Consider the following 16,361-nt stretch of genomic DNA (forward strand, 5'->3'; position numbering starts at 1 on the left):
TTTGTTGGTGGGCGGGTTCTCCAAACCCCCGCCCATGGGTCCCCGGGCCGCCGCTTTTGCATTTCTGCTGTCTATTTGGCAGTTCTGCGGGCCCCGGCGGACGCTGTATTTCTGGCGTCAAACCCTTGATTTCATTGGGGTGGCAGCGTGCCACTAAAAAAAATCGCAAAACCCCCTAAAGCAAACCGCCACGACGACGATAACCATTACGAAGGTTCTCTAGGCCACACACCCGGCAAACGCCAGGGCCGGAAGCCGCAGTACCCAATCCAACGAGGAATTCGTCATGGCTTTGACCGTTAACACCAACACCACCTCTCTGGGCGTTCAGAAAAACCTGAGCCGTGCTTCCGACGCTCTGAGCACCTCGATGACCCGTCTGTCGTCCGGCCTGAAAATCAACAGCGCCAAAGACGACGCCGCCGGCCTGCAGATCGCTACCCGCATGACCTCGCAGATCCGCGGTCAGACCATGGCTATCAAGAACGCCAACGACGGTATCTCCATCGCCCAGACCGCTGAAGGCGCGATGCAAGAGCAGACCAACATCCTGCAGCGTATGCGTGAACTGGCCGTCCAGTCCCGAAACGACTCCAACAGCCAGCAAGACCGTGACGCTCTGGACAAAGAGTTCCAGTCGATGCTGTCGGAAATCGACCGTATCGCCGACTCCACCCAGCTGAACGGCAAGAACCTGCTGGACGGTACCGCTGGCGTCATGACCTTCCAGGTCGGCTCCAACTCCGGCTCCGCCAACCAGATCACCGTGACTCTCAGTGCCGCGATGAAAACCACCGGTACTGGCGCTGCGCTGACCGCCCTGGCTGGCAAGAGCATCACCGGTGCCAACAGCACCGCCGCCGAGCAGACCTTCACCGCCGCCATCAGCGCAATCGACGCTGCCCTGCAGGCAATCAACACCAACCGTGCTGACCTGGGTGCCGCCCAGAACCGTCTGACCAGCACCATCAACAACCTGCAGAACATCAACGAGAACGCCGAAGCTGCTCGTGGCCGTGTACAGGACACCGACTTCGCTGCCGAAACTGCCCAGCTGACCAAGCAGCAGACCCTGCAGCAAGCTTCGACCTCGGTTCTGGCCCAGGCCAACCAGCTGCCGTCGGCAGTTCTGAAGCTGCTGGGCTAATCTGCCTGATAGCTGCTGGCGGGGGAGTGCACTTGCGGCGCTCCCCCGCCTTTTCATTACGAGGTGGTGGACATGGACATGAGCGTCAAGCTGAACCTGTCTTATCCGGCCGCACGTTCGGCCGAGCAGGTTGCCGACAAGCCGGTCTCGCGGCCGTTGGAAGCATCCGCCGAGGGTGGCAAGAAGGACGCGGTCAAGGTGCACGACACTGACAACGTCAAGAAAGCCGTCTCGCAGATCGAGCAATTCCTGAAAGAAACCCGACGTAATCTTGAGTTTTCCACGGATGAAGAATCCGGCAAGATTGTCGTCAAGGTCATCGCCAGCGAAACCGGCGAGCTGATCCGTCAGATTCCCTCCGAGGAGGCCCTGCGGATCGCCGAAAGCCTGCGCGATGTCAAAAGTGTACTGTTCAACGCCAAGGTCTGACCGGCGGCGAGCATTGCGCGTTACGAATCATGCCGGCCTTGCAGGAGCGAGGCGGGCGCGTTGAAGAGAGGGGCAGGACATGGCAGCAATTACTCCTAGCACAGGCGTGGGCTACGGCCTCGAGATCAGCAAGATCGTTGATGCCTTGGTGAAGTCCGATACTTCGGCCAAGTCCAACCAGATTGCTCGGCAGTCGAGCAACAACTCGGCGATCCTCTCGGGCATCGGCTCCCTGCGTAGCGCTCTCACGGCGTTCCAGGACGCCATGAAGAAGCTCAACGACAAGGATGCGCCTTCCTTCAACGCCTTTGCCGGTACGTCCGCCAACGAAAGCGTGGTCAAGATCAAGACCACCAACAGTGCGGTTGCCGGTACCTACGATATCCGGGTAAGCCAACTGGCCACTGGCTCCAAGGTCGCCAGCCAGCAGTTCGCCGGGGGGGGAACCTCAGCGATCAGCGAAGGTGAGCTGACCATCAGCCAGAACGGCAAGACCTACAAGGTCAACGTTGCTGCCGGTTCCACGCTGCAAAGCGTGCGCGACCAGATCAACAAGGAACTGGGCAAGGAAGGCATCACCGCCAACGTCGTCAACGAGGCGGGCGGTTCGCGGCTGGTGTTCGGCTCTACCACGACCGGCAAGGGCAGTGACATTTCCGTTGGCGGTATCCCCGAACTTACCATCGATGGCACGCAGAAGATGGTGGGTGCGGGGGGCGGCTTTATCGACGCCTTGGCACAGGATGCCGAGTTCTCCGTCGACGGTTTGAAGCTGACCAGCTCCAAGAACGTCGTCGACAACGCGGTCAGTGGCCTGAGCCTCGAACTTACCGGCACCACGTCGCCCACTGCCACGACCGGGGTCAAGGTGAGTGTGACGCTCGATAACGATGGCCTGAAGAAATCGGTTCAGTCGTTTGTCGATGCTTACAACACCCTGCGCAAGGCTGTTACCGCCCTGACGACACCGACCAAGGACTCTTCCGGTAACGTGACCAGCCTGGGCCCGTTGACCAACGATCCGACCACGCGCTCGTTGCTGAGCGACATCGGCAAGGTGGTCGCCGAAGCCGGTTCGGGCACCCAGCTCAATACCCTCAGCCAGCTGGGTATCAACACCCAGAAAGACGGCACGCTTGAGTTCAACAGCACCAAGTTCACCGCTGCACTGAACGACAAGAAGCTTGGCTCGGAGATTCAGGGGCTGTTCACTGCCGACGGTGGCGTTTTCGACCGGATGACCAAGGCCCTCGATCCCTACGTCAAGACCGGCGGTTCGCTGGATTCGCGCAAGTCGGCGCTCGACAAGGTGACCAAGAACCTGCAGGACCAGCAGGCTGCGCTGGACCGCCGTACCGAGCTGCTGACCACCTCGCTGACCAAGAAGTACGCAGCGCTCGACACCGCCCTGGGCCTGATGAAGAAGCAGGGCGAGCAGATCGTCTCGATCTTCGATGCGATGAATGCCCAGGCCAAGAAAGGCTGATCGCTAAGCGGCGACAAAAGCCCGGTGACACCTTGCAGGTGTACCGGGCTTTGTGTTTCATGGCTAAAGTTTTTTGACGAGCTGGCGATACAGCAGGTATACGCAACCTTTTCGCTGCAATGAGGTAGTTCCATGAACCCGATGTTGGCCCTTCGGCAGTACCAGAAAGTCAACGGTGCTGCGCAGACTTCCGAAGCCAGTCCGCACCGTCTGGTGCAGATGCTGATGCAGGGCGGTCTTGACCGAATGGCCCAGGCCAAGGGCGCCATCGCGCGCAAGGACGTCGCCCAGAAGGGCATTCTGATCGGCAAGGCCATCGACATCATTGGCGGCCTGCGCGAAGGGCTGGATCTGGAGAATCACGCCGACAGCCTGACCGACCTCGACAACCTGTACCAGTACATGAGCCGTCGCCTGATCGAAGCCAACGTCCACAGTGACCCGGCGATCATCGACGAAGTGGCGCGCCTGCTGATCACGGTCAAGGAAGGCTGGGACGCCATCGGCGAACAGGTGCCGGCAGAGTAATTCCAGGAGGCGCACATGAGCGAAGTGATTGCACGTATCGAAGAGACCCGCGATGCCTTGCTGGCAGCGTTCGCTGAGCGCGACTGGGATGCGGTGGGCAAGCTCGACCTGGCATGTCGCGTGTGCGTCGAGGATATCCTGGCCGAAGCGCAGGAAAACGATGCACAGGTCAGGAGCAGTCTGGATGAATTGCTGGCGGTGTATCGGCAATTGATTGAATTTGCAAGTGGTGAACGTCAATCGATAGTCGACGAGATGACGCAGATCCGTCAGGCAAAAAACGCGACAAAGGTATACCATCTGTTCAGCTGATCGCTGGGCAATGCAAGAAGCTGCGCGCCATTAATTTGACTGTGTGCTGTTTTTTGACTTAACTAGTGGCTGTTTTCGAAATTTCAGACGTCCGAACACTGACCATTTCAGTCGGAATGATGTCGAGCACGCCTGCGGGCGCCGATATGACTAGGGAAGTTAGTATTGAATGTGGCGTGAAACCAAGATCCTCCTGATCGATGACGACAGCGAACGCCGCCGCGATCTGGCGGTGGTCCTGAATTTTCTCGGCGAAGAGAACCTCTCCTGCTCCAGTGCGGACTGGCAGCAGTCGGTAGAGGCATTGTCTTCGAGCAGGGAAGTCCTGTGTGTGCTGATCGGGGCTGTGAATGCACCGGCGAGTGTCCTGGGCCTGCTTAAGACAGTGGCTGCGTGGGATGAGTTCCTTCCAGTTCTGCTTCTAGGTGAAATTTCTTCTGCCGAGTTCCCTGAAGACCTGCGCCGGCGCGTGCTGTCCAACCTGGAGATGCCGCCCAGCTATAGCCAGTTGCTCGATTCGCTGCACCGTGCCCAGGTCTACCGTGAGATGTACGACCAGGCGCGCGAGCGCGGTCGTCAGCGCGAACCCAACCTGTTCCGCAGCCTGGTTGGCACCAGCCGCGCGATCCAGCATGTGCGGCAGATGATGCAGCAGGTGGCCGACACCGATGCCAGCGTGCTGATCCTCGGTGAGTCCGGCACGGGCAAGGAAGTGGTCGCGCGCAACCTGCACTATCACTCCAAGCGCCGTGAAGCGCCTTTCGTGCCGGTCAATTGCGGGGCGATCCCTGCCGAGCTGCTCGAAAGCGAGCTGTTCGGACACGAGAAGGGCGCCTTCACCGGGGCGATCACCAGCCGTGCGGGGCGTTTCGAACTGGCCAACGGCGGTACCCTGTTCCTCGACGAGATCGGCGACATGCCGTTGCCGATGCAGGTCAAGCTGCTGCGCGTGCTGCAGGAGCGTACCTTCGAGCGGGTTGGCAGCAACAAGACCCAGAGCATCGACGTGCGCATCATCGCGGCGACCCACAAAAACCTCGAGACCATGATCGAAGAGGGGACCTTCCGCGAAGACTTGTACTATCGCCTGAATGTCTTCCCCATCGAAATGGCGCCGCTGCGCGAGCGTGTCGAGGACATTCCGCTGCTGATGAACGAGCTGATCTCGCGCATGGAGCACGAGAAGCGCGGCTCCATCCGTTTCAACTCGGCCTCGATCATGTCGCTGTGCCGGCATGGCTGGCCGGGCAACGTCCGTGAGTTGGCCAACCTGGTCGAGCGTATGGCGATCATGCATCCGTACGGGGTGATCGGCGTTGCCGAGCTGCCGAAAAAATTCCGCTACGTCGATGACGAAGACGAGCAGTTGGTCGACAGCTTGCGCAGCGATCTCGAAGAGCGCGTGGCGATCAACGGCCATGCGCCGAACTTCTCCAGCCACGCCATGCTGCCGCCGGAAGGCCTGGACCTGAAGGACTATCTCGGCAGCCTGGAGCAGGGGCTGATCCAGCAAGCCCTGGACGACGCCAACGGCATCGTTGCCCGCGCCGCCGAACGCCTGCGCATCCGTCGAACCACGCTTGTCGAGAAGATGCGCAAGTACGGCATGAGTCGCCAGGGCGGCGAAGACCAGGCCGAAGACTGAAGCCCAGCCCCTTGCAGGCGCAACCTCGCGTTGCGCCTGCAAGGGGCTGGTGTGTTTTCAGAAACCCCATCCCCGGCACGGCTATTGCTACACCGCAGGCAAAGTACCGTTTTTATGACGGTCAGCCATGCGAGAGAGCACGATGCCCCAGGCCGCCCACATCTCCCGAGCCCCTGAGCAGCAGGGACGCACCCCGGTCGAACAGGAAAGTCGACAAGGGCTCGAGCAGGCGTTCGCCCTGTTCAACCAGGTTTCCTCCCAGCTCAGTGAGTCGTACAACATGCTCGAGGCCCGCGTCAGCGAGCTCAAGGGCGAGCTGGAGGTGGTCAGCGCACAGCGCATGGCCGAGCTGGGTGAAAAGGAGCGTCTGGCCAACCGCCTGCAGCATTTGCTGGATCTGCTGCCTGGCGGGGTGATCGTCATCGACGGCCAGGGCTATGTGCGCGAAGCCAACCCTGCCGCCTGTGAGTTGCTCGGTGCGCCGTTGGTCGGTGAGCTCTGGCGCCAGGTCATCGCCCGCAGCTTCGCGCCGCGAGAGGATGACGGCCACGAGGTGTCACTGCGTGACGGTCGACGCTTGTCCATTGCCACCCGTTCGCTGGATGCCGAGCCCGGTCAGTTGGTGCTGCTCAACGACCTGACCGAAACCCGTCGCCTGCAGGGACAACTGGCGCGTCACGAGCGTCTGTCGTCGTTGGGGCGCATGGTTGCCTCGCTGGCGCATCAGATTCGCACGCCCCTGTCGGCGGCCATGCTCTATGCCAGCCATCTGGCCGACGACCAGGGCTGCCTGGCTCTGGAAACCCGTCAGCGCTTCGCCGGCAGCCTGAAGGAGCGTCTGCACGAGCTTGAACATCAGGTGCGCGACATGTTGGTGTTCGCCCGTGGCGAGTTGCCGCTCAATGACCGGCTGACCCCAAAGGCATTGTTCCAGGCGCTGCAACAGGCTGCGCACTCCCATGTGCAGGGCCATGCGGTGCGCTGGCAGTGCGACACGCACTTGGGCGAGTTGCTGTGCAATCGCGACACCCTGGTTGGCGCCTTGCTCAATCTGATCGAGAACGCGCTGCAGGCAAGCTCGGAGCCCGCGCGCCTGAAAGTACACCTGTTGCGTCGGGGGCAGAGCCTGCACCTGTGCGTCAGTGATGCTGGCAGCGGGATCGACGCGCAGCTGCTGGCGCGCCTGGGCGAGCCGTTCCTGACGACCAAGGCCACCGGCACCGGCCTCGGCCTGGCGGTGGTCAAGGCGGTGGTCAAGGCGCATCAGGGCAGTCTTGAGCTGCGCTCGAAAGTCGGGCGTGGCACTTGCGTGCGGGTGGTGCTGCCGCTGATCGACGGGCAATCGACGGAGGTGCAGTGATGGTCAAGGTTTTGTTGGTCGAGGACGATCGTGCCTTGCGCCAGGCATTGGGCGATACCCTGGAGATCGGCGGGTTCGACTACCGCGCCGTGGGTAGTGCAGAAGAGGCGCTGGACGCCGTGGCCGAAGAGGCCTTCGGGTTGGTGGTCAGTGATGTGAACATGCCGGGGATGGATGGCCATCAACTGCTTGCGCAACTGCGTCGTCACCATCCGCAACTGCCCGTGCTGCTGATGACTGCGCACGCTGCAGTGGAGCGTGCGGTGGAGGCGATGCGTCAGGGCGCTGCCGACTACCTGGTCAAGCCGTTCGAACCCAAGGCGTTGCTGAGTCTGGTCGATCGTCATGCCGCGGGGCACCTGGGTGTCGAAGAGGAGGGGCCGGTGGCCAGTGAGCCGGCCAGTCGGCAGTTGCTCGAGCTGGCTGCCCGCGTGGCGCGCAGCGACTCCACGGTGTTGATTTCGGGCGAGTCGGGTACCGGCAAGGAAGTGCTGGCGCGTTACATCCACCAGCGCTCGGCGCGCGCCGCGCAGCCATTCGTGGCGATCAACTGCGCGGCGATTCCAGACAACATGCTCGAAGCCACGCTGTTCGGTCACGAAAAAGGCGCGTTCACCGGTGCCATCGCGGCTCAGGCGGGCAAGTTCGAGCAAGCCGATGGCGGCACCCTGTTGCTCGACGAGATTTCCGAAATGCCACTGGGCCTGCAGGCCAAGCTGCTGCGCGTGCTGCAGGAGCGGGAGGTCGAGCGGGTCGGCGGGCGCAAGCCGATCACCCTGGACATTCGCGTGCTGGCCACCACCAACCGTGACCTGGCTGGCGAAGTCGCTGCCGGGCGCTTCCGTGAAGACCTGTACTACCGCCTTTCGGTCTTCCCGCTGGCCTGGCGCCCACTGCGCGAGCGCAGCGCCGATATCCTGCCGCTGGCCGAGCGCCTGCTGGCCAAGCATGTCGGCAAGATGAAGCATGCGCCGGTTCGCCTGTCGGCCGAAGCGCGGGCATGCCTGCAGGCGCACGCATGGCCTGGCAACGTGCGCGAGCTGGACAACGCGCTGCAGCGAGCGCTGATCCTGCAGCAGGGTGGGGTGATCGAGGCGGCGGATTTCTGTCTGGCGGGCGCCATTCCCTTGTCACCAGCAAGCAGTGATATCACAGAGCCATCATCGCTTGAATCGGCTTCTGAGTCCAGTGGCCTGGGCGACGATATGCGTCGTCATGAATTCCAGATGATCATCGATACCTTGCGCGCCGAACGTGGGCGTCGCAAGGAGGCTGCCGAACGGCTGGGCATCAGCCCGCGTACGCTGCGCTACAAGCTGGCGCAGATGCGCGATGCGGGGATGGATGTCGAGGCCAGCCTGTACGGGTAAGTGCCTTTGCGGAGCGACTTTGCGAAGGCTGGCACCTTTGTTGCTTTAACCGTTTTACCCGCTGCATCAGTGTCAAAAAAATGCGGCCGCCGGAGAGAGAAGTTCATGAGCCAAGGTGTTGAATTCAATCGTCTGATGTTGGACATGCGCGCGATGCAGGCCGATGCCATGTCGCTGCCCAAGGTCGCCGCTGCGCCTGAGCTCGCCCCGGGCCAGAGCAGCTTTGCCGACATGCTCGGCCAGGCCATCAACAAGGTCAGCGATACCCAGCAGGCATCGAGCCAGTTGGCCAACGCCTTCGAGATCGGCAAGAGCGGTGTCGACCTCACCGACGTGATGATCGCCTCGCAGAAGGCCAGCGTGTCGTTCCAGGCCCTGACCCAGGTGCGCAACAAGCTGGTCCAGGCGTACCAGGACATCATGCAGATGCCGGTTTGAGGACGAATTGAGTCATGGCCGAAGCAGTCGTCGATAACGCCCCCGCCAAGAGTGGCCCGCCCGTGGCCAAGCCGCCGCTGTTCGGCATGGCGTTCCTGGAAAACATCTCGCAGATGCCCATGCTGCGTCAGGTCGGTCTGCTGGTCGGGCTGGCTGCCAGCGTGGCCATCGGCTTTGCCGTGGTGCTCTGGTCGCAGCAGCCGGACTACCGTCCGCTGTATGGCAGCCTTGCCGGCATGGACACCAAGCAGGTCATGGAAACCCTGGCCGCCGCTGATATTCCCTACACCGTCGAACCCAATTCCGGCGCGCTGCTGGTCAAGGCCGATGACCTCTCCCGTGCCCGCATGAAACTGGCCGCCGCCGGCGTGGCGCCAAGCGATGGCAACATCGGTTTCGAGATCCTCGACAAGGACCAGGGCCTGGGTACCAGCCAGTTCATGGAGGCGACCCGTTACCGTCGCGGCCTGGAAGGCGAATTGGCGCGTACCATCTCCAGCCTGAACAACATCAAGGCTGCTCGCGTGCACCTGGCCATTCCGAAAAGCTCGGTGTTCGTGCGTGACGAGCGCCGCCCGAGCGCTTCGGTATTGGTCGAAATGTTCCCGGGCCGCAACCTGGAAGCCGGTCAGGTGATGGCCATCGTCAACCTGGTCGCCACCAGCGTGCCGGAGCTGGACAAGTCGCAGGTCACCGTGGTCGACCAGAAGGGCAATCTGCTCTCCGATCAGTTGCAGGACACCTCGCTGACCATGGCCGGCAAGCAGTTCGACTACACCCGCCGCATGGAAGGCCTGCTCACCCAGCGTGTGCACAACATCCTGCAGCCGGTGCTGGGCAACGACCGCTACAAGGCCGAGGTGTCCGCCGACGTCGACTTCAACGCCGTCGAATCCACCTCCGAGCAGTTCAACCCTGACCAGCCGGCGCTGCGCAGCGAGCAGTCGGTCAACGAGCAGCGTGCCAGCAGCCAGGGCCCGCAGGGTGTTCCCGGCGCGCTGAGCAACCAGCCGCCAGCCGGTGCTGCTGCACCTGAGAACGCTGCCGGTACCGGTACCCCGGCCGGTGCCATCGCCCCCGGCCAGCCGCTGGTCGATGCCAACGGCCAGCAGATCATGGACCCGGCCACCGGCCAGCCGATGCTTGCACCGTATCCGTCCGACAAGCGTCAGCAGAGCACCAAGAACTTCGAACTGGACCGCTCCATCAGCCATACCCGCCAGCAGCAAGGTCGCCTGACCCGCCTGTCGGTGGCCGTGGTCGTGGACGATCAGGTCAAGGTCGATGCCAACGGCGAGACCACCCGCGCGCCTTGGGGCGCCGAGGACCTGTCGCGCTTCACTCGCCTGGTGCAGGATGCGGTCGGCTTCGATGCCAGCCGCGGCGACAGCGTGACCGTGATGAACGTGCCGTTCTCCGCCGACCGTGGCGAAGTGCTGGCCGACATCCCGTTCTACTCGCAGCCCTGGTTCTGGGACATCATCAAGCAAGTGCTGGGCGTGGTGTTCATCCTGGTGCTGGTGTTCGGCGTGCTGCGCCCTGTGCTCAACAACATCACCGGTGGCGGCAAGAGCGCGGCCACCGACAGCGACATGGAACTGGGCGGCATGATCGGCCTGGACGGCGAACTGGGCAACGACCGCGTCAGCCTTGGCGGGCCGAGCAGTATCCTGTTGCCAAGCCCGAGCGAAGGCTATGAGGCGCAACTGAACGCAATCAAGGGCCTGGTGGCCGAAGACCCGGGCCGTGTCGCCCAGGTCGTGAAAGAGTGGATCAACGCCGATGAGTGACAACCGAGCCGTTACCGCCAAGCTGAGCCGCGTCGACAAGGCGGCGATTCTCCTGCTGTCCCTGGGCGAGACCGATGCAGCCCAGGTCCTGCGCCACATGGGGCCCAAGGAGGTGCAGCGGGTGGGCGTCGCCATGGCGCAGATGGGCAACGTGCACCGTGAGCAGGTCGAGCAGGTCATGAGCGAGTTCGTCGAGATCGTCGGCGACCAGACCAGCCTGGGCGTCGGCTCCGACGGCTATATCCGCAAGATGCTCAACCAGGCGCTTGGCGAGGACAAGGCCAACGGCCTGATCGACCGCATCCTGCTCGGTGGCAACACCAGCGGCCTGGACAGCCTGAAGTGGATGGAGCCGCGTGCCGTGGCCGATGTCATCCGCTATGAGCACCCGCAGATCCAGGCCATCGTGGTCGCCTACCTCGACCCCGACCAGGCCGGTGAAGTGCTGAGCAATTTCGACCACAAGGTGCGCCTGGACATCGTCCTGCGCGTCTCCTCGTTGAACACCGTGCAGCCGGCGGCACTCAAGGAGCTCAACCAGATCCTCGAGAAGCAGTTCTCGGGCAACTCCAATGCTGCGCGCACCACCCTGGGCGGCATCAAGCGCGCTGCCGACATCATGAACTTCCTCGATAGCTCCGTGGAAGGCCAGCTGATGGATGCGATCCGCGATATCGACAGCGACCTGTCCGAGCAGATCGAAGACCTGATGTTCGTCTTCAACAACCTGGCCGACGTCGACGACCGTGGTATCCAGGCGCTGCTGCGCGAGGTGTCCTCGGACGTGCTGGTGGTCTCGCTCAAGGGCGCGGACGAGAAGGTCAAGGACAAGATCTTCAAGAACATGTCCAAGCGTGCTTCGGAACTGCTGCGCGACGACCTGGAGGCCAAGGGGCCGGTGCGGGTCAGCGATGTGGAAACGGCGCAGAAGGAAATCCTCACCATCGCTCGACGCATGGCCGAGGCCGGCGAGATCGTGCTCGGTGGCAAGGGTGCCGAGGAAATGATCTAAGCGATTTCGCGCACCGTTCTGACTGGCGCTGACCCTGTGGGAGCGGGTTTGCCCGCGAAGGCGCCAGGTCAGGCCACGCGTTGCTCCTGCTGACGCTTTCGCGGGCAAGCCCGCTCCCACAGGGATCGCGTTGGCTGAACATGGTTTCGAGAACATGACAGCATGTCCACCAAAGAACATCCCAGCGACCTGATCCGCGCCCGCGACCTCGAGGGTGTCGATATATGGGCATTGCCCAGCTTCGATCCGGAGCCCGAGCCTGAACCTGAACCTGAGCCCGAGGTGGTCGAGGAAGTCGAGGAAGTGCCGCTGGAGGAAGTCCAGCCGCTGACCCTCGAAGAGCTCGAAGCGATTCGCCAGGAGGCCTACAACGAAGGCTTCGCCACCGGCGAGCGCGAGGGTTTCCACAGCACGCAGCTCAAGGTGCGCCAGGAGGCCGAAGAGGCCCTGACGGCCAAGCTGGCGAGCCTGGAGCAATTGATGGCCAACCTGCTCGAGCCCATCGCCGAGCAGGATACCCAGATCGAGAAGTCCCTCGTGCACCTGGTCGCCCATGTCGCCCGTCAGGTGATCGGTCGCGAGTTGGCCAGCGATTCCAGCCAGATCACTCATGTGTTGCGCGAGGCGCTGAAACTGCTGCCGATGGGCGCAGACAATATCCGCATCCACCTCAATCCGCAGGATTTCGAGCTGGCCAAGGCCCTGCGCGAACGCCACGAGGAAAGCTGGAAGCTGCTTGAAGACGAGTCGCTGCTGCCAGGCGGTTGCCGCATCGAGACGGCCCACAGCCGCATCGATGCCACCATGGAAACCCGCATGGAGAAGGCCGTGGCGCAGTTGTTCGAGCAGACCCACGACCAGTCACTGCATCCTGCCGCGCCGGATCTGTCGGTCGACCTGGACAGCCCCGATGCGCCTTGAACGCACCAGTTTCGCCAAGCGGCTGAGCGGCTATGCCGAGGCGGTGAATCTGCCGGAGCAGCCGGTGGTCGAGGGCCGTCTGCTGCGCATGGTCGGCCTCACCCTAGAAGCTGAGGGCTTGCGCGGCGCCGTGGGCAGTCGCTGCATGGTGATCAACGACGACAGCTACCACCCGGTGCAGGTCGAGGCCGAAGTGATGGGCTTTGCGGGCAGCAAGGTCTTTCTCATGCCGGTCGGCAGTATCGCCGGTATCGCCCCCGGTGCGCGGGTTGTGCCGCTGGACGACAGCGGCCGCCTGCCCATGGGCATGAGCATGCTTGGACGGGTGCTCGATGGCGCCGGCCGTGCCCTCGATGGCAAGGGCGGGATGAAGGCCGAGGACTGGGTGCCGCTGGATGGCCCGGTGATCAACCCGCTGAACCGTGATCCGATCAGTCAGCCGCTGGATGTGGGTATCCGCAGTATCAACGGCCTGCTGACTGTCGGTCGCGGCCAGCGCCTGGGTCTGTTTGCCGGTACGGGTGTCGGTAAGTCGGTGCTGCTGGGCATGATGACCCGCTTCACCAAGGCCGACATCATCGTGGTCGGCCTGATCGGCGAGCGGGGCCGCGAGGTGAAGGAGTTCATCGAGCACATCCTTGGCGAAGAAGGGCTCAAGCGCTCGGTGGTGGTCGCTTCGCCGGCCGACGATGCACCGCTGATGCGCCTGCGCGCAGCCATGTATTGCACGCGCATCGCCGAGTATTTCCGCGACAAGGGCAAGAATGTCCTGTTGTTGATGGATTCGCTGACCCGTTTTGCCCAGGCGCAGCGGGAAATCGCCCTGGCCATCGGCGAGCCGCCCGCCACCCGTGGCTATCCGCCGTCGGTGTTCGCCAAGTTGCCCAAGTTGGTCGAGCGCGCGGGTAATGGTGAGGCGGGTGGTGGTTCGATCACCGCGTTCTATACCGTGCTTTCCGAGGGGGATGACCAGCAGGACCCGATCGCCGATTCGGCACGTGGGGTGCTGGACGGACACTTCGTGCTGTCCCGGCGCCTGGCCGAGGAAGGGCATTATCCGGCGATCGACATCGAGGCTTCGATCAGCCGGGTGATGCCGCAGGTGGTGGATGCCGACCATCTGCGCCAGGCGCAGAAGTTCAAGCAACTATGGTCGCGCCTGTCGCAGAGTCGCGATCTGATCAGCGTGGGTGCCTACGTGGCCGGTGGCGATCCGGAAACCGACCTGGCCATTGCCTTGCAGTCCAAGCTGGTGGCGTTCTTGCGCCAGGGGCTGGACGAGAGTGTCGGCATGGCCGAGAGCGGCGAGCAGCTGGGCGCGGTGTTCGCCCCACCGGCGGGCGGCTGATAGGCCATGGCCCTGCCCAGTCGTGCCGCGCGCCTTTCGCCGGTGGTGGAGATGGCCGAGGAGGCCGAGCGCAAGGCTGTCCAGCGCATGGGCCACTTCCAGCAACTGGTGGCCCAGGCGCAGGCCAAGCTCGCCGAGCTTGAGCGTTTTCGCGAGGACTACCAGTTGCAGTGGATCAACCGCGGCAGCCAGGGCGTTGGCGGCAGTTGGTTGGTCAACTACCAGCGCTTTCTGGGGCAGTTGGAAACGGCCATGACCCAGCAGCGCCAGAGCCTGACCTGGCACCAGAACAACCTCAAGAATGCCCGCGACGCCTGGCAACAGGCCTACGCCCGGGTCGAGGGTCTGCGCAAGCTGGTGCAGCGTTACCTGGACGAAGCCCGCCGGGCCGAAGACAAGCGTGAGCAGAAGCTGCTCGACGAGCTGTCACAGCGCTTGCCCAGGCAGAATCATTTTCCAGGCTGACACCGCTCAAAGCCGCTGCGCTTGCGGCCCAGCCGGGCTGCTGCTAAACCTTCCTGAGTCGTAGCCATCATCGAAGGAATCGCACGCATGGCAGTCGAAACTGATTTTTCACCGGACGAAAAGCAGCTGACGATCAAGGTCAAGGGCCGTTTCGATTTCGGCAAGCATCAGGAATTTCGTGACGCCTACGAGCGCCAGCACCCGGCCCCGGACTCGGTCGTGGTGGATCTCAAGGATGCGACGTACCTGGACAGCTCAGCGCTGGGCATGCTGCTGCTGTTGCGCGATCACGCCGGTGGTGACCACTCGGATATCAAAGTGATCAATACCAGTTCTGATGTGCGCAAGATCCTCGCCATTTCCAACTTCGAAAAATTGTTCGACGTCAGCTGAGGCCGCTCATGCCCGCCGAACAGGGATTGAGGGTGCTGATCGCCGAGGACGGTGCCGCGGACCGCTTGCTGCTCGCGCAGATCGTGCGGCGCCAGGGACACGAGGTGGTCACTGCCGAAAACGGCGAGCAGGCCGTTGCGCTGTTCGCCGAACAGAGGCCGGACCTGGTGCTGCTCGACGCCTTGATGCCGGTGATGGATGGATTCGAGGCGGCGCGACGGATCAAGGCCATGGCCGGTGAAGCGCTGATACCGATCATCTTCCTCACCTCGATGAACGAGGAGCAGGGGCTGGTGCGTTGCCTGGAAGCCGGCGGCGACGATTTCATGGCCAAGCCGTATAGCGCAGTGATTCTGGCTGCCAAGATCGGCGCCATGGATCGCCTGCGTCGGCTGCAGGCCACGGTACTGGAGCAGCGCGACGAACTGGCCCGGCATCACCATCACCTGCTCAACGAGCAGCGCGTAGCCAAAGCGGTGTTCGACAAGGTCGCCCATTCCGGTTGCTTGAGAAGCAGCAACATCCGCTACCTGCAGTCGCCCTACGCATTGTTCAACGGCGATCTGCTGCTGGCGGCGTTCGCGCCTTCGGGCGACATGCATGTGCTGCTGGGTGATTTCACCGGTCACGGCCTGCCGGCGGCCGTGGGGGCGATGCCCCTGGCCGAGGTGTTCTATGGCATGACCGCCAAGGGCTATGGTTTGGTCGAGACGCTGCGCGAGATGAACGCCAAGCTCAAGCGCATCCTGCCGGTGGACATGTTCTGTTGTGCGCTGCTGCTGAACCTGAGTTTCGAGCGTGGCACGGTCGAGGTGTGGAACGGGGGCATGCCCGATGGCTATCGTTTGTCGGCCGCCGGCGAGGTGCTGTCTGTGCTGCAATCCCGGCACTTGCCGCTGGGCATCCTGGCGCCCGAGCATTTTGACGACCGCACCGACATACTGCCGCTGGCAGCGGGGGAGCGATTGTTCCTGCTGTCCGATGGCGTGGTCGATACCAGCGATGCGACGGATCGATTGTTTGGTGTGGAGCGCTTGTGTGAGGTGTTGGCGGCCAACCGCGATTCCGGGCAACTGTTCGATGAAGTGATGCAGGCGCTGGAGCGTTTTGGTGGTGTGCCGCGAGACGACATCAGCCTGTGCGATATCCGCATGGCCGAACCTGGTGGCCTGGCACCTGTGGCGCCGGTGTATTCCGACAGCGGTCGCTCCAGTCCGCTGGATTGGTCGTTGTCGCTGGTGCTGCATGCCGACAGCCTGAAGCGCTTCAACCCGGTACCTTATCTGTTGCAGTTCCTCCAGGAAATCCATGGTCTGCGTCCCAGCAGCGGGGTGTTGCACAGTGTGCTCGGTGAGCTGTATTCCAATGCGCTGGAGCACGGGGTGTTGGGCATGGACTCACGGCTCAAGCAGGATGCCGAGGGATTTGCCGAGTACTACCGCGAACGCGGTCGGCGCCTGGCCGCGTTGTCCGAGGGCTTCGTGCAGATCGCACTGAGGGTGGAACCCATGGCGGCAGGTGGTCGTCTGACAGTTGAGATCAGCGACAGTGGCACGGGTTTTGATATCGAGAAAGTCTTGGCGCGCCCTGCGTCGGAAAAAGGTTTCAGCGGGCGTGGGCTACAGTTGGTACAGCGCTTGGGCGTCAAGGCTCAATGGCTCGACGAGGGGCGGCGGGCGCGGGTGGAGTTCGGTTGGTGAGCGGCCTCGGCGATTGA

The 16,361-nt window shown here is 62.9% G+C and carries 16 protein-coding genes; all 16 read left to right on the forward strand.

Translation table 11 applies throughout. The features are described from left to right. The first annotated feature begins 286 nt into the window (after nt 1-286). The 16 genes from IAE40_RS05095 (at nt 287) to IAE40_RS05170 (ending at nt 16,344) form a co-directional block, all read left to right on the forward strand. Nucleotides 287-1,147 (forward strand): flagellin domain-containing protein, encoded by an 861-nt coding sequence (locus IAE40_RS05095; protein WP_054891891.1) that lies wholly within the window; start codon nt 287-289, stop codon nt 1,145-1,147. 72 nt (nt 1,148-1,219) lie between these two features. After that, nucleotides 1,220-1,576 (forward strand): flagellar protein FlaG, encoded by a 357-nt coding sequence (locus IAE40_RS05100; RefSeq protein ID WP_153774594.1) that lies wholly within the window; start codon nt 1,220-1,222, stop codon nt 1,574-1,576. A gap of 79 nt (nt 1,577-1,655) precedes the next feature. Continuing rightward, a complete protein-coding gene (fliD, locus tag IAE40_RS05105; RefSeq protein WP_153774593.1) occupies nt 1,656-3,062 on the forward strand; it encodes a flagellar filament capping protein FliD in 1,407 nt (468 codons plus the stop codon). Nucleotides 3,063-3,194: 132 nt separating this feature from the next. After that, on the forward strand, nt 3,195-3,590 hold the full coding sequence (gene fliS / locus IAE40_RS05110; RefSeq protein WP_054891888.1) for a flagellar export chaperone FliS: 396 nt from the start codon (nt 3,195-3,197) through the stop codon (nt 3,588-3,590). 15 nt (nt 3,591-3,605) lie between these two features. Further along, nucleotides 3,606-3,902 carry a flagellar protein FliT gene (fliT, locus tag IAE40_RS05115; RefSeq protein WP_054891887.1) on the forward strand — a complete coding sequence of 99 codons (297 nt, stop codon included), beginning with the start codon at nt 3,606-3,608 and terminating at the stop codon, nt 3,900-3,902. A gap of 169 nt (nt 3,903-4,071) precedes the next feature. After that, nucleotides 4,072-5,547 carry a transcriptional regulator FleQ gene (gene fleQ, locus IAE40_RS05120; RefSeq protein ID WP_054891886.1) on the forward strand — a complete coding sequence of 492 codons (1,476 nt, stop codon included), beginning with the start codon at nt 4,072-4,074 and terminating at the stop codon, nt 5,545-5,547. Nucleotides 5,548-5,689: 142 nt separating this feature from the next. Then, nucleotides 5,690-6,907, forward strand: coding sequence for a sensor histidine kinase (locus IAE40_RS05125; protein WP_200602781.1), 1,218 nt, complete (start codon nt 5,690-5,692; stop codon nt 6,905-6,907). After that, nucleotides 6,904-8,277, forward strand: coding sequence for a sigma-54-dependent transcriptional regulator (locus IAE40_RS05130; protein ID WP_200602782.1), 1,374 nt, complete (start codon nt 6,904-6,906; stop codon nt 8,275-8,277). Before IAE40_RS05125 ends, IAE40_RS05130 begins: the two co-directional genes overlap by 4 nt. A gap of 105 nt (nt 8,278-8,382) precedes the next feature. Beyond that, nucleotides 8,383-8,715: a flagellar hook-basal body complex protein FliE gene (gene fliE, locus IAE40_RS05135; RefSeq protein ID WP_054891884.1), complete on the forward strand. Its 333-nt coding sequence runs from the start codon at nt 8,383-8,385 to the stop codon at nt 8,713-8,715. Between the two features lie 14 nt (nt 8,716-8,729). Continuing rightward, nucleotides 8,730-10,505 (forward strand): flagellar basal-body MS-ring/collar protein FliF, encoded by a 1,776-nt coding sequence (fliF, locus tag IAE40_RS05140; protein WP_054891883.1) that lies wholly within the window; start codon nt 8,730-8,732, stop codon nt 10,503-10,505. After that, nucleotides 10,498-11,517 carry a flagellar motor switch protein FliG gene (gene fliG, locus IAE40_RS05145; RefSeq protein ID WP_054891882.1) on the forward strand — a complete coding sequence of 340 codons (1,020 nt, stop codon included), beginning with the start codon at nt 10,498-10,500 and terminating at the stop codon, nt 11,515-11,517. Before fliF ends, fliG begins: the two co-directional genes overlap by 8 nt. 162 nt (nt 11,518-11,679) lie before the next feature. Then, on the forward strand, nt 11,680-12,438 hold the full coding sequence (gene fliH, locus IAE40_RS05150; RefSeq protein WP_153774590.1) for a flagellar assembly protein FliH: 759 nt from the start codon (nt 11,680-11,682) through the stop codon (nt 12,436-12,438). Further along, nucleotides 12,428-13,786: a flagellar protein export ATPase FliI gene (fliI, locus tag IAE40_RS05155; RefSeq protein ID WP_065862051.1), complete on the forward strand. Its 1,359-nt coding sequence runs from the start codon at nt 12,428-12,430 to the stop codon at nt 13,784-13,786. The genes fliH and fliI overlap by 11 nt, the downstream gene beginning before the upstream one ends. A gap of 6 nt (nt 13,787-13,792) precedes the next feature. Further along, nucleotides 13,793-14,251 (forward strand): flagellar export protein FliJ, encoded by a 459-nt coding sequence (fliJ, locus tag IAE40_RS05160; protein WP_054891879.1) that lies wholly within the window; start codon nt 13,793-13,795, stop codon nt 14,249-14,251. 87 nt (nt 14,252-14,338) lie between these two features. Next, entirely contained in the window at nt 14,339-14,644 is a 306-nt protein-coding gene (locus IAE40_RS05165; RefSeq protein ID WP_054891878.1) for an STAS domain-containing protein, read from the forward strand. Nucleotides 14,645-14,652: 8 nt separating this feature from the next. Further along, nucleotides 14,653-16,344, forward strand: coding sequence for a fused response regulator/phosphatase (locus IAE40_RS05170; protein ID WP_200602783.1), 1,692 nt, complete (start codon nt 14,653-14,655; stop codon nt 16,342-16,344). Nucleotides 16,345-16,361: the final 17 nt, after the last annotated feature.

Source organism: Pseudomonas sp. S44, from assembly GCF_016624805.1.
Lineage (GTDB): Bacteria > Pseudomonadota > Gammaproteobacteria > Pseudomonadales > Pseudomonadaceae > Aquipseudomonas > Aquipseudomonas machongensis.

What these genes read in the sequence shown, in the direction of transcription:
- fliD (WP_153774593.1), top strand. Translation starts at nt 1,656, where the DNA reads ATGGCAGCAATTACTCCTAGCACAGGCGTGGGCTACGGCCTCGAGATC.
- fliH (WP_153774590.1), top strand. Translation starts at nt 11,680, where the DNA reads ATGTCCACCAAAGAACATCCCAGCGACCTGATCCGCGCCCGCGACCTC.
- fliJ (WP_054891879.1), top strand. Translation starts at nt 13,793, where the DNA reads ATGGCCCTGCCCAGTCGTGCCGCGCGCCTTTCGCCGGTGGTGGAGATG.
- IAE40_RS05125 (WP_200602781.1), top strand. Translation starts at nt 5,690, where the DNA reads ATGCCCCAGGCCGCCCACATCTCCCGAGCCCCTGAGCAGCAGGGACGC.
- fliG (WP_054891882.1), top strand. Translation starts at nt 10,498, where the DNA reads ATGAGTGACAACCGAGCCGTTACCGCCAAGCTGAGCCGCGTCGACAAG.
- IAE40_RS05170 (WP_200602783.1), top strand. Translation starts at nt 14,653, where the DNA reads ATGCCCGCCGAACAGGGATTGAGGGTGCTGATCGCCGAGGACGGTGCC.
- fliF (WP_054891883.1), top strand. Translation starts at nt 8,730, where the DNA reads ATGGCCGAAGCAGTCGTCGATAACGCCCCCGCCAAGAGTGGCCCGCCC.
- fleQ (WP_054891886.1), top strand. Translation starts at nt 4,072, where the DNA reads ATGTGGCGTGAAACCAAGATCCTCCTGATCGATGACGACAGCGAACGC.
- fliI (WP_065862051.1), top strand. Translation starts at nt 12,428, where the DNA reads ATGCGCCTTGAACGCACCAGTTTCGCCAAGCGGCTGAGCGGCTATGCC.
- fliT (WP_054891887.1), top strand. Translation starts at nt 3,606, where the DNA reads ATGAGCGAAGTGATTGCACGTATCGAAGAGACCCGCGATGCCTTGCTG.
- IAE40_RS05100 (WP_153774594.1), top strand. Translation starts at nt 1,220, where the DNA reads ATGGACATGAGCGTCAAGCTGAACCTGTCTTATCCGGCCGCACGTTCG.
- fliS (WP_054891888.1), top strand. Translation starts at nt 3,195, where the DNA reads ATGAACCCGATGTTGGCCCTTCGGCAGTACCAGAAAGTCAACGGTGCT.
- IAE40_RS05165 (WP_054891878.1), top strand. Translation starts at nt 14,339, where the DNA reads ATGGCAGTCGAAACTGATTTTTCACCGGACGAAAAGCAGCTGACGATC.
- IAE40_RS05095 (WP_054891891.1), top strand. Translation starts at nt 287, where the DNA reads ATGGCTTTGACCGTTAACACCAACACCACCTCTCTGGGCGTTCAGAAA.
- fliE (WP_054891884.1), top strand. Translation starts at nt 8,383, where the DNA reads ATGAGCCAAGGTGTTGAATTCAATCGTCTGATGTTGGACATGCGCGCG.